The organism is Paenibacillus sp. FSL H7-0326 (assembly GCF_001955535.1).
Lineage (GTDB): Bacteria > Bacillota > Bacilli > Paenibacillales > Paenibacillaceae > Paenibacillus > Paenibacillus shunpengii.
Genome location: NZ_MPVN01000002.1, coordinates 491,361 through 504,473 on the forward strand (window position 1 = coordinate 491,361; position 13,113 = coordinate 504,473).

The 13,113-nt window shown below is 44.5% G+C and carries 13 protein-coding genes; 1 reads left to right on the plus strand and 12 read right to left on the minus strand.

The genetic code is table 11. The features are described from left to right. Positions 1 to 23: 23 nt before the first annotated feature. Entirely contained in the window at positions 24 to 242 is a 219-nt protein-coding gene (locus BK126_RS13155; protein ID WP_076313085.1) for a hypothetical protein, read from the minus strand. Positions 243 to 446: 204 nt separating this feature from the next. On the opposite strand from BK126_RS13155, the gene BK126_RS13160 reads away from it, so the two are divergent. Then, entirely contained in the window at positions 447 to 1,040 is a 594-nt protein-coding gene (locus BK126_RS13160; protein WP_076313086.1) for a thymidine kinase, read from the plus strand. A 161-nt stretch (positions 1,041 to 1,201) separates the two neighbouring features. Here the strand turns inward: BK126_RS13160 and BK126_RS13165 are convergent, their stop codons facing one another. The 11 genes from BK126_RS13165 to xseA all read right to left on the minus strand — a co-directional run bounded on the left by BK126_RS13165 (position 1,202) and on the right by xseA (position 13,056). Continuing rightward, positions 1,202 to 1,675 (minus strand): hypothetical protein, encoded by a 474-nt coding sequence (locus BK126_RS13165; RefSeq protein WP_047911066.1) that lies wholly within the window; start codon positions 1,673 to 1,675, stop codon positions 1,202 to 1,204. A gap of 523 nt (positions 1,676 to 2,198) precedes the next feature. Continuing rightward, on the minus strand, positions 2,199 to 3,008 hold the full coding sequence (spo0A, locus tag BK126_RS13175; protein ID WP_047911064.1) for a sporulation transcription factor Spo0A: 810 nt from the start codon (positions 3,006 to 3,008) through the stop codon (positions 2,199 to 2,201). Between the two features lie 191 nt (positions 3,009 to 3,199). Continuing rightward, the gene (gene spoIVB / locus BK126_RS13180; protein ID WP_047911063.1) at positions 3,200 to 4,540 is read right to left on the minus strand and encodes a SpoIVB peptidase; all 1,341 of its coding nucleotides are present in this window, start codon (positions 4,538 to 4,540) and stop codon (positions 3,200 to 3,202) included. A 119-nt stretch (positions 4,541 to 4,659) separates the two neighbouring features. Next, on the minus strand, positions 4,660 to 6,381 hold the full coding sequence (gene recN, locus BK126_RS13185) for a DNA repair protein RecN (protein WP_047911062.1): 1,722 nt from the start codon (positions 6,379 to 6,381) through the stop codon (positions 4,660 to 4,662). Between the two features lie 141 nt (positions 6,382 to 6,522). Then, positions 6,523 to 6,972 (minus strand): transcriptional regulator AhrC/ArgR, encoded by a 450-nt coding sequence (gene ahrC, locus BK126_RS13190; RefSeq protein ID WP_047911061.1) that lies wholly within the window; start codon positions 6,970 to 6,972, stop codon positions 6,523 to 6,525. Between the two features lie 25 nt (positions 6,973 to 6,997). Continuing rightward, a complete protein-coding gene (locus BK126_RS13195; protein WP_047911060.1) occupies positions 6,998 to 7,483 on the minus strand; it encodes a hypothetical protein in 486 nt (161 codons plus the stop codon). A 118-nt stretch (positions 7,484 to 7,601) separates the two neighbouring features. Then, positions 7,602 to 8,426, minus strand: a complete 825-nt coding sequence (locus BK126_RS13200; protein WP_047911059.1) for a TlyA family RNA methyltransferase — start codon at positions 8,424 to 8,426, stop codon at positions 7,602 to 7,604. Positions 8,427 to 8,561: 135 nt separating this feature from the next. Then, positions 8,562 to 10,469 carry a 1-deoxy-D-xylulose-5-phosphate synthase gene (dxs, locus tag BK126_RS13205; protein ID WP_047911058.1) on the minus strand — a complete coding sequence of 636 codons (1,908 nt, stop codon included), beginning with the start codon at positions 10,467 to 10,469 and terminating at the stop codon, positions 8,562 to 8,564. Positions 10,470 to 10,602: 133 nt separating this feature from the next. After that, positions 10,603 to 11,505 (minus strand): polyprenyl synthetase family protein, encoded by a 903-nt coding sequence (locus BK126_RS13210; protein ID WP_341180734.1) that lies wholly within the window; start codon positions 11,503 to 11,505, stop codon positions 10,603 to 10,605. Then, positions 11,502 to 11,756, minus strand: a complete 255-nt coding sequence (xseB, locus tag BK126_RS13215; RefSeq protein WP_076313088.1) for an exodeoxyribonuclease VII small subunit — start codon at positions 11,754 to 11,756, stop codon at positions 11,502 to 11,504. Before xseB ends, BK126_RS13210 begins: the two co-directional genes overlap by 4 nt. Beyond that, positions 11,746 to 13,056 carry an exodeoxyribonuclease VII large subunit gene (gene xseA / locus BK126_RS13220; protein ID WP_371264537.1) on the minus strand — a complete coding sequence of 437 codons (1,311 nt, stop codon included), beginning with the start codon at positions 13,054 to 13,056 and terminating at the stop codon, positions 11,746 to 11,748. The genes xseB and xseA overlap by 11 nt, the downstream gene beginning before the upstream one ends. Between the last annotated feature and the right edge of the window lie 57 nt (positions 13,057 to 13,113).

Sequence of the window (13,113 nt, forward strand, 5' to 3'; positions counted from 1 at the left end):
AGAGATTTTTTTATTTACACTCTTTACTCCATCAGAGCATCCCGCAATTTCGAGTTCATTCTATTACTGCTTCCGGATTGCTTGAGAATCACTTTCTTCAGTCGTTCATTCTGACCTACAGTGTGCTCCAGCTCGCCCAGTATTTCTTCAAACAGCTTGATAGCCGGCTCTGTCAGCTCAGCATGATCAAGTAGCTGCTCATACTTCTCTTGCAGGCTCTGTACATTCTTATCATTATTCATTGTTATTTCACCTCAACTTTAAAACAATACCACGGGGTATGCTTCACTTCCAAGTATTACTTCCTAAATGATGATAAAAAAGTGGCTTCAATGCATTTGAATGTGTTAATCTAGAGTGGCACTTTTTTTGATGCCTATACTTAACTGAATTTAAATTAATCATATTTATAGCGGAATAGTAACAGAGAGAGGAAGATTATTACCGTGCCTAAAGGTCGCATTACTGTCATTACAGGTCCCATGTTCAGCGAGAAATCAGGTGAGCTTATTCGACGCTGTCAAAAATTAATCAAATATGGCCGACGCAAAGTTGTCGCTTATAAGCCCGCAGAAGATGATCGTTTTGAAGTCAATGAAATCGTAAGCCGAATTGGTTATAAGCTGCCTGCCATTGCCATTCCTAAACAGCTGACTCCTGAAATTATAAAACAGATCATGACCGAAACCGAGGATGCTGATGTGGTTGCTTTTGATGAAGTGCAGTTTTTCAGCCGTGAAATTATGGATATTGTGGAGGAACTGGCCTACTGTGGAAAGCATGTCATCGTCGACGGATTAAATATGGATTATCGTGGAAAAGAGTTCGGCTATATCGGCGGATTGCTGGCCATTTCCGATGACATTGAAAAGTTAACTGCCTTTTGTGCGGTATGCGGAAGTCCTGAGGCCGTATTCACACAAAGAATTGTCAATGGAGAGCCTGTGACACTCGGACCGGTCATCATGATCGGGGATTCAGAAGCCTATGAGCCGAGATGCAGAAAATGCTTCGTACCTCCCCATAAGGTAAAGTGCTAGATATCCATTGGGGGAAATAGGCAAATACTCGCTTTGCATCAAACTTCGATTAGAATGAGAAGCAGCACCTAATAAAAAGGAGTGTCCGTATGAAATGTCGGTCACTCCTTTTTATATTTCGGCTGTCGGACAAGCCTCATCACCATATTGGACTCGCATGGCTATTCTCTTGTCACGAAATATTTATTGGTCATGTAATATGCATCTCCTCGTGACGTTTCCACCATGCCCTTCTTCATATCGAGGAATACAATTTCCTTACATTTAGTGCAGTACCACTTCGTTCGCTTATAAGGAGATTCCGTTACATAAGCGGTTCCGCATTTGCAATCAATTTTCATCAGAATTTCGTTCGCGCGGTATGCGGTAGATAAACGATCCATATTGTCCTGTTGTACCGGCATAATCACATTCTGATAATCTGAAAATTGATTATGAACTTTAAAATCGGATACGAGTGTTGGATTCAATCCAAAGAACTCTTTACCAATCTCAGCAATGAATTTCGTATCGCTTTTATAGCATTGGAGCCAATCCTGAATTTGCTTGCTAGACAAAGGAACGGTCCCCTTAATTCCGCTGCTTAGTGTGTATGTCATGATGTATAACGTATCGTCTTGTCTACTTGAGTACATTAGAATCCTCCTTATTCTCTGCTAATGTACTACAATTGTAAAACGAAAGCAAAACAAAATGTAATGTAATAACCACCAATAATACCATAACGCTCCTTATGTGGTTAATTGTCATAGCGGAAGCATTTTTTGAGTGTTTGAATTCCCCTTACACTCTTTACACATACCGGTAACATTTCCACTTGGGTCTGAGTAAAATCGAAGCTCACCTTTTTTATTACATTTGGAGCACTTTTGTAATGTACGCTGTTTCCGAACATTCTTCAAGTAAATGACATTGCTCCTTAACTTGGCTCGCTGCCTTTTCTTCCATCTCAGGACAGTAATGAATATAATAACGACCGCAACGCTAATCATCATATACATCATCAGCGTACCCTCGCTCCCCTGTGTCTTTTCCCTAGAAAAAGCGCCTACCTCCAATTTCGGCAAGCGCATGTATATTTATTCATTTACGTCTATCTCAGGACAAGGAAAACCATAACAGATCATATGCACTGCTTATTTATCTATCTTTATCCTTTCAAGACACTTTATGTTCGATTCTCAGCTTATCCGCTACCATCGCAATGAATTCGCTGTTCGTTGGCTTAGATTTGCTGATGTTGATGGTATAACCAAATAAATGACTTATGGAATCAATATTTCCTCTTGTCCAAGCGACTTCAATCGCATGACGTATAGCTCGCTCGACTCGGGATGGTGTTGTTTTGAATTTCTCAGCGATCGCAGGATACAATGTTTTGGTAATTGCGCCCAAGATCTCGATGTTGTTGTAAACCATCGTAATCGCTTCACGCAAATACTGATAGCCTTTGATGTGAGCAGGCACACCAATTTCATGAATAATCGATGTAATGCTTGCATCCAGATTTTTTGTTTTTCCGATTGGAACGACATTTGACTTGTTGGAGGAGGAGATTACTTGTGAGCTGCTGCTTGTAATGGTTTGAGTACCAATGAGCTGACGAACACGATTTGCCAACACTTCCATATCAAATGGTTTCAAAATGTAATACGAAGCTCCTAATTGAACAGCTCTTTGCGTTATGTTCTCCTGACCAAATGCAGTTAACATAATCACTTTAGGCTGCGGTGACAAATCCATCTCGCGCAAACGCTCCAGAACACCAAGGCCATCCAAATGAGGCATAATAATATCAAGTATCAAAACGTCAGGAACGGTTCTTCCGTCACTAAGCAGCTGAAGAACTTCCTCGCCATTATAAGCGATTCCCGTTACCTCCATATCCTCTTGCTCCGATATATATTCAGCCAGCAGATTCGTGAACTCTCTGTTATCATCAGCCAATAATACTTCGATTTTTTGCAAGTGTATTTCCTCCCTTAGACAATTATTGATTTGTCATTCCCTTACCTCTTTAGATTTTCGACATAGGGGAGGAAAATCCTTCTGTCGAAAATTATTTTTCTTTATTTTTTATATGCGTTGATTTATAATATTTTATTTTATTTCAATTTATGATGAAGTTCTTATTATTTCGACAAAAAAATCTTAAGGCTCTAACTGGCCTTAAGATTCGTTGTTTGTTTTTTCTGAGGAATGACCACACCAGCATCCTGCAGCATCCATTCAATAAAACACCCATATCCTGACGTTGGGTCGTTCACGAACACGTGAGTAACCGCGCCAATCAATTTCCCATTCTGCACAATCGGGCTTCCACTCATGCCTTGAACAATCCCACCTGTTTTGTTAATGAGACGTTTATCTGTAATTCGAATAACCATCCCTTTGGTTGCCGGCTGCGACTGATCTGATACATGAACGATATCGACTGTAAAGCGTTCAACCTTCTGCCCGTCGACAACAGTAAGAATTTCTGCTGGACCTTCTTTCACTTCATGAGCAAAGGCAACAGGAATCGGTTTACCATATAGGCTGTGCTCTGGATTATCTGACATTTTGCCAAAAATACCAAAATGAGTATTGCGCTCAATGTTACCGAGAATCTTGCTCTCTTTATAGAAATGAGCTCTCTTCTCTCCAGGATCTCCAGATTCACTCTTGGATATCGAGGTAACATTGGATTGGACAATCTCTCCACTACCCACAACAATCGGAGTTTGTGTGTTCATGTCCGTAATTACGTGACCTAATGCTCCATACACACCTTGATCGGGAGCATAGAAGGTTAAAGTCCCTACACCAGCTGCTGAATCTCTAATGTAGAGTCCAAGCCGCCATACCTGATCTTCTTCGTCAAATGCTGGTGTAAGCTTGGTCTTCAACACTTTTCCTTGACGAGTTAGCGTAATCTCAATAGGCTTCTTAGACTTCCCAGCTTCAAGAACTGCATCTGCCACTCCATTGACCCCAGTTAACGATTTTCCATTCATATGGGTAATCAAATCACCGAGCTTAATACCCGCGGTTTCTCCAGGAGATATCGGTGTCTTATTAGCGGAATGAACCAAATGATGACCCACCACTAATATCCCTGCTGATTTTACTTTGACACCAATAGTTTGGCCGCCTGGCACAACCTTGAGATCAGGAACGACCGTGACATCCGTTGTTTTGAACGGAATTTTGCCAAATAGCTTCCAAGTAAGCTTGGTCGCACCTTCACGCTGCGGATACAGATGAACAGAGTGGGACTTGGATTCATCCTTAAGACCGCCGCCATTCTTACTGAGATTGACTTGCAGAACTTCAGGATGTTCAGACACACTTGCATCGACTGGAGCTGCTACTTTAAGATCCGTTTCGCGTCCGGCAAACAGATGAAGCTCATCCGGCAAAGATGCGTAACTAAATACGGGCAATAGGGTCTGTCCAATAAGACAGATAGAGAAGACAACAATAAGACCGATTAGTTTCTTTCCAAGGCTAGGCTTCAAGTGGCTGTCACGCTCCCTTTGCTTCGTTCGCTTGACGAAAGGTGGTCGCCAATTGCGTAACTATAACATAACCTTGGCCAGGTCCTTTTATTACTGTCAATCATTGTTCCGTACAGCAGTTATGCCCCTTTTTTGGCTTCAGCAAGTTTCAGCATTTCTTGAGCATGATGCAATGTCTTTTCTGTAATTTCAACACCGCCCAGCATACGGGCAAGCTCTGTCACTCTGCCCTGTTCTGATAAGGACTCGACCTGCGTCATTGTCCGTTCATCGTGGACATTCTTCTCAATGAGATATTGATGATCTGCCATACATGCAACTTGAGGTAAATGTGTTATTGAGAACACTTGGCATGTTGAGGACAAAATAAACAATTTCTCAGCAATCGACTGAGCTGCCCTGCCGCTGACACCTGTATCAACTTCATCAAATATGAGAACCGGTATTTGATCGTGGCGTGCAAATATGCTTTTTAGAGCCAGCATAATACGCGACATTTCACCTCCGGATGCAATTTTGCCTAATGGTCTTAGGGGCTCTCCAGGGTTAGCTGAAATGAGAAACTCTACATTGTCTATTCCATGCTTGGTTATTCGAATGCGCTTCCCTTTCCACTCCACACCCTTAGGATCTTCCATAATGGAAATCTGGGCACGCATTGTAGTTCGCTCCATTTGCAGATCCTTGAGCTCACGCTCCACCTGATTGGACAGCTCTTCAGCACAAATTTTGCGTGCCTCACTCATCTCTTCTGCAGTTTCCAATAATCCCTCTAATAATTGATTACGCTCTGCAAGCAGTTTCTCTAAGCGTTCATCTTTATTTTCCAAATGATCGGTTTCCCGTTCAATCTGAACATAATACTGAAGTATGGATTCTACACTTTCACCATATTTACGCTTCAATCCGGTAATCATATTAAGGCGCTCTTCGACCTCCGATAACCGAACAGGATTAAATTCGATCCCATCCCGGTAGCTCCGCAGCTGAAATGCCGCATCCTCCAGTTGATAAAATGCAGATTGAAGCTGTTCCAGTATGGGATGAATACCTTTGTGATCATATTCATTAATATCTTCGAGCTTCGAGATCGCGTAGCTCACGGCTTCGAGTCCCTGTGAACCATGAAGCAGCTCATACGCACCTGATACCGAATCCATCATCTTTTCGCTATGAGATAGTTTGACCCTTTCTTCGGCGAGGGATTCATCTTCACCGGGAACAAGGCTCGCAGCTGCAATTTCTTCCAGCTGAAATCGATACATATCAAGCATTTGATATGCTTTTTGACTGGATTCCTGAAGCTGTCTAAGCTCCTTCTCTACTTTGACAAAAGCTCTGTATTGCTCACTATACTTTATCTTGATGGGTCGAATGATCGTTTCTCCGTATGTATCGAGCAGACCTAAATGCTTCTCTGCTCTAAGTAAACTCTGGTGCTCATGCTGTCCATGGATATTAATTAATTGTTCTCCGATTTCGCGAAGCATTGTCAGATTCACGAGCTGACCATTGATCCGGGATACGCTCTTACCGGAAACTGTAAGCTCACGGCGAATAACCAGATGTTCATCCGGCTCCGCCTGTATTCCGAGCTCGGTAAGCGTGTTCCATACGGGGTGATGAGCAGAAAGCTCAAATAAGGCCTCCATCTCGGCCTTGTCACAGCCATAGCGGATTAAATCTGCGGAGCCTCGTCCTCCTGCAATCAGTCCCAAAGCATCTATAATAATTGATTTACCTGCGCCCGTCTCCCCGGTCAACACGTGAAATCCTGAATGAAAATGTACATCAACTGCTTCAATAACGGCTAAATTTCGGATTGACAATGTGGAAAGCATGTTCCAACACCTCCAATGATAACTGTGGCAGCCCTTCTACAGGGAAGGGAACACCTGTTGCTATTTTCATCTTCGATGTATACTTTACACTATTTCTCACCAAAAAGAAACATACGTTCGTCTGTTTTTTTGAAATTTTGATTAAGAAATGTAACTCATGATTTGATTGATAACCGTCTTGCTGTTCTCTTCATTTCTGCATATTACCAGGATGGTATCATCACCGCTGATCGTACCCATAATTTCCGGCCACTCAATGCTGTCAAGAAGTGCGGCCACCGAATTGGCCGTGCCTGGCAAAAACTTCATGACCACCAGATTTGTCGTATAATCGACGCTGAGAAAATTATCAACCAGGGCCCGTTTCAATTTTTGTCCTGGGTTATATCTCTGGTCCGTAGGGAGTGAATATTTATACCTTCCATCGTCGGTCGGAATTTTTATGAGCAGCAATTCCTTAATATCACGAGATACAGTTGCCTGAGTTACCTGATAACCTGCCTGCCGTAATGCCTCGACAAGGTCATCCTGAGTCTCAATGTCATTTTGACTAATTATTTCCCTGATTTTGATGTGTCGTTGTCCCTTCATACTTGCCTCCATCCAATGCTATAAATTAATATTCGTCTTCATGCTCCCAAATATAATCATCTTCATCTATAAGCGTGATTAGCTTCAAGTTATTATCGTCCGTATCTACATACAGTAAACCGTTACAGTTCGGGTACAGCAGCAAATAGGGCAGCAGGCGGTCTCTAAGTCCAGAGCCTGTCCATTCCTGCGGCATCCGGCTTCTCGAGGTCTTCACAATGAACACCTCATCTTCTTTCTCTGCCACGTAATCAATGAACAGCCGGCTGTACAGAGTCTGTTTATCTACCTGGAAGGTCAGCGGGACTTTAAGTCTTCCTCCAATGACCTCATAACCTTCTCTTTCCAAAATTTCGAGTGCGGGATGCTCTTGAATTTCTTCATTGAGTACAAGCTCTGGCAGCTGTTCAGGAACCGGCTCCTGAAGCCATCTGCGAATGCCATACAACACCCAGAATACAATAATGATCCCGAGAAAAGCGATAACAAATTTATCATATTGGCCTTCCATCCATCTCACCTCTCACAAGGAGATATTCGTTAACCAGAAAAAATATCCTCTTGTGAATTTAGGAAATGCGCTGGTTTTATGAATCCAGCAAAAGAAACCCATCTAAAAAAGATGAGTTTCAATGAAAGGTATGGCTCGCTTCGTTAACCACGGCCTCAATCAGATGATCAATATCAGGTCCCGCAGATTCCACATCTTCTCCACCAAGACGCCAATGGGCCAAAAACTCAATATTTCCTTCTCCACCTGTAATCGGCGAGAATGTCAAATCAGACAATGCCAGGCCAAGCTCACTTCCGTATTCGAGAAGAGAACGCAGAACCTCTGCATGGACCTTGGGATCTTTGACAACCCCTGTCTTCGGAACTTTTTCTCTTCCCGCCTCAAACTGCGGCTTGATCAAGGCTACAATATCAGCCGGCTGCTTAAGCAGCTGAATAAGAGGTGGAAGTATAATCTTTAAAGAGATGAAGGATACATCAATGCTCGCGGTATCCGGTACAGGACCTGTCAAATGCTCAGGTGTCACATACCTAAAATTGGTTCTTTCCATAACCGTGACCTGTGGATGGTTGCGAAGCGACCAATCCAATTGATTGTAACCTACATCGATCGCATACACATGTGATGCACCATGCTGCAGTGCACAATCTGTAAACCCGCCTGTTGAAGAACCAATATCAAGCATCGTTCGCCCTTTCATCTCAATATGGAATTGACGAATTGCTTTTTCCAGCTTAAGTCCACCGCGCCCCACATAAGGATGTACTGCGCCTTTCACTCGAATGACAGCCTCACGGGGAATTTTCATTCCTGGTTTCTCAATGCGTTCTTCATTGGCATAGACCAGACCTGCCATAATTGCTGCCTTGGCCTTCTCGCGGCTTTCGTAATATCCCTGCTCTACCAGCAGGACATCCATTCTTTCTTTGGGAACTGACATAATTTCTCCTGTCGTGTAGATTAAACCACATAGCTATAGAGCCCAATATGAGCATAACTGCCCTTATTGGACTCTATAATTCTCGGGCTTGGTTTATATCATTTCATCTTCTAAATTTTTACGGAAACACATTCATCATGAAGGTGTGCTGGTCTTTGGAAGATCATAGGCGAACTCAAGCTTCAGCTTCCGCATCTCTTCAATAACCGCCTGTACCGTAAGCCCCACTTCCTCGCGCTGCTCCTTGACACTTCCGTGCTCGATGAACTCATCCGGGATTCCCATGATGTGAATCTTGGTGTCGTACAGCCCTGCTTCTGAATAGAATTCAAGAATACTGCTTCCGAGGCTCCCCGCTGCAGATGCTTCTTCCAGCACGATCATTTTCGTGTCGTTCGCATGTAAGGATACCAGCATCTCTTGATCCAGTGGTTTAAAGAATCTGGCATTAATGACACTTACCTGCATTCCCTCACGTTTCAGCAGCTCTGCCGCTTCTTCCGCAATTGGAATCATAGGTCCAGCTGCAATGATCGCGTAATTCTCCCCTTGCCGCAGAGTTTCCCATGAACCAATCGGAATGGACTTCAGCTCTGGATCAAGCGGCACACCCAATCCATTCAATCTTGGATATCGATAAGCGATTGGACCCTCATTGTAATCCAGCGCTGTCTTCATCATATGTCTCAGCTCATTCTCATCCTTCGGCATCATCACCACAATATTTGGAATATGACGTAAGAACGCCACATCATAAACACCTTGGTGCGTTTCGCCATCCGAGCCGACAAAGCCAGCCCGATCAATTGCAAACATCACATTCGCATTATGTCGGCAAATATCATGGACGATCTGATCATATGCACGCTGCATGAAGGTCGAGTAAACTGCAAATACCGGCTTTAATCCTTCCATTGCCAGCGCTGCACACATCGTTGCTGCATGCTGTTCCGCGATCCCAACATCAACCATCCGTTCAGGGAATTCCTTGCTGAATGGAATGAGTCCTGAACCTCCCGGCATGGCCGGAGTAACAGCGACGATCCGCTCATCTTCTCTAGCGAGCTCAATGAGTGTTTCTCCAAATACGTCGGTATACATGGGATTGCCTACGGATTTAAGCACTTGTCCTGATTCGATCTTATACGGCGAAATACCGTGCCATTTGAAAGAATCCGCCTCAGCCGGTTTATATCCCTTGCCTTTGGTGGTCAGAACGTGAACGAATACCGGGCCATTGACATTGTCCGCCTGTCTGAAGGTCTCGATCAACTTAGACATATCATGCCCGTCAACCGGTCCTAGATAAGTAAAGCCTAGTTCTTCAAATAACACACCCGGAACCATCATATATTTCAAGCTGTCTTTGAGCCGGCCTGCAGACTTCGCAAGTGTACCGCCGATTGCCGGAATCTTACGCAATACAAGCTCAACTTCATCCTTGGCTTTCAAATAATGTCTGTCCGATCGGATCTTGCTCAAATAGTTATGCATTGCTCCAACGTTAGGAGCAATAGACATCTCATTATCGTTCAGAATGACCATGAGCTTCTTCTGTTCATGTCCGATATGGTTCAACGCTTCAAAAGCCATACCGCCAGTCAGGGCTCCGTCCCCAATAATTGCGATAACCTTGTTGTCCTCGCCTTTGAGATCCCTTGCATAAGCCATTCCCATAGCAGCTGACAAGGAAGTACTGCTGTGTCCAGCTTCCCAGACATCATGTTCACTTTCATTACGCTTAACAAAACCTGACAGACCCTTATACTTCTTGAGCGTGTCAAATTTGTCCATACGTCCAGTCAATATTTTATGAACGTAAGCCTGGTGGCCTACATCAAATATCATTTTATCCTTAGGGCTATTATAAGCGTAGTGCAGGGCGATCGTAAGCTCTACCACTCCCAAATTGGATGCCAGGTGCCCTCCTGTACGAGAAATTGTTTCTATCAGGAACTGACGAATCTCCCCCGATAATGAAACAAGTTCATCCACAGATAATGTTTTCAGATCGTTTGGTCCCTTAATTTGTGGAAGGAGCACGTGAACCCCCCGCTTTCCTTCATAATTTTTTGTAAATTAGTTATTGTCATAGCCTACATTATACCACAATCCACTTTAAATCATAAATTTCGCCAGATAGAGGTGAATTGATGTCTATGCTTTCGCTTGACGACTAATGATCTCTCTTCATCAAATAATCCGCCAATTCCAGCAGTCGAGATGGATCAGGAATCTGTCCCGTAATCAGCGCTTCTTTTGCAGAAGACGTTAACCGCTCCACCTCAGCCAAGGATTGATCCATACCTATAAAGAACGGATAAGTTACTTTTTGCTGGTTCACATCACTCTGTGTCTTCTTGCCCAGCTTCTGCTCATCTCCGATTAGATCGAGAATATCATCCTGAATCTGGAAGGCAAGACCAAGGTCTCTGCCGAACGAACGAAGCGCCTCCAGCTGTACATCATCTGCCCCTCCAATTCTGCCTCCAGCCATGAGGGAGAAGATGATGAGGTCGCCCGTCTTATGAAGATGAATGTATTCAAGCTGTGATAAGGAAGTCATCCCCTGCTCGCCCTCCATATCAGCCACCTGTCCTCCGACCATACCTCGTGCACCTGCATGAATAGAGAGCTCCTCCACAATAGTGAGTACGCGATCTGATGGAATATTGAACTTGCGAGCTGCCTGAATCACGCTGTAAAAAGCATGGGTGAGGAGTGCATCACCTGCAAGAATAGCCATCGCTTCCCCGTATACCTTATGATTGGTCAAACGTCCCCTGCGATAATCGTCATTATCCATGGCGGGCAAATCATCGTGAATCAAAGAGTACGTATGTATCATCTCTACGGCAGCAGCAACGGGCAGAGCGGCTTCCCGCTCCACGCCAAATGCTTCACATGCTGCGATTACAAGCGCTGGGCGAAGTCTCTTTCCTCCGGCCATCAGCGAATACTGCATCGATTCTTTTAAATGCTCAGGAATATCCCAAGCTTCAGGAAAAACGGTTCTCAGCTCTCGCGCCATCAAGTCGGCGACATCCTGAATATACAATTCTATGGATGGTCTAGTCACAAAGAGACACCGCCTTCATCTTCATTACCTCCAAAAGGCTCCTTTCGAAACTCTCCATCCTCTTCTACGATCATTTCTATCTTACGTTCCACTTGTTCGAGCTTCTGGTTGCACATTTGAGACAGTTTCATCCCTCTTTGGAACAGCTCGATCGCCTGCTCAAGGGGAACGTCTCCCCGTTCGAGCTGGTTCACAACTTCTTCAAGCTCGGCCATCGCAGCTTCAAAATTCAGCTCCTGCTCATTTGCCATCTTCATTTGCCTCCTTTATCTCCCAGACCTGGCAGGCAAGCTGCCCATCGACCAGTTTAATTTTGACCAAGTCACCTGGAGCGACCTCTTTGGTTGATTTCACTAACTTTTTATCCTGCTCATCATATACAAGGCTGTAGCCTCTTGACATAACTTTCAGCGGACTCAGTGCATCGAGATGCCTCATATTTCCGTGCAGCTGCTGCCTACTCACCTTCACAAGAGATGTCATCGCCGTCTCTAGCTGTTTCTTGTATGACAAAATCTCCTTCTTCGCGGAAGACACCTGTGCAGAGGGGTTAAAACGAACGAGTGAGATCCGCATCCGTTCCTGCTTCTCTCTTGCAAACCTTTTGCGAGAATCCATCGCCCTAATTAACCTCATATGGAGCTGATCCAGCCTTTCCGTATGCTGCACCAGACTTCTACGCGGATTCATGAGAACCGGAGACTTGGATAAACGTTCAAGCTTATCTCGATTGTGCTTGGCTCTTGTTATCAAGCTCTGATTCAGCCTACGCTGATAACCAGCGAGTTGTTCCTTCAGCTCCATCTGATGGGGCACGGCTAGCTCTGCGGCAGCTGTCGGTGTGGCTGCTCTCACATCTGCGGTAAAATCTGCAATCGTAAAATCCGTCTCATGACCGACTGCAGAAATAACCGGAATTTCGGATCTTGCAATCGCTCTTGCTACCATTTCTTCGTTAAAGGCCCACAGCTCCTCTAATGAGCCGCCGCCACGCCCGACAATGATGACGTCAACTTCTGCCATCTCATTGACTAGATCAAGTGCACGTACGATTGAAGGTGCGGCCGTCTTGCCTTGGACAAGCACAGGATATAAATAAACCTCAGCCAGTGGAAAACGGCGAGTGATAGTCGTAATAATATCTCTCACTGCCGCTCCAGTCGGTGAGGTAATCACGCCTATGGATTTAGGATAGCGGGGCAGAGGCCGCTTGCGTCCAGCCGCAAACAAACCTTCCTCGTCCAGCTTCTGTTTTAACTGCTCATATGCCATATACAGGCTGCCAATCCCGTCAGGCTGCATATGTGTTGCATAGAATTGATATTGTCCATCCCGTTCATATACGGACACATTGCCCCGTGCAATGACACGGGCGCCTTCCTTTGGAATGAAGGGCAGCCTGCGATTGTGCGTCGCAAACATGATAGACTTAATCCGGCTGCCTTCATCCTTCAGTGTAAAGTACATATGCCCGCTGGAATGATGTGTGAAATTGGAGATTTCACCACGAATCCATACATCTGTCAGGACAGAATCAGATTCCAGCTTCATTCGTATATATCGATTCAAATCTTTAATTGAATAAATGCGCTCTTCAGCCAGAGGAAT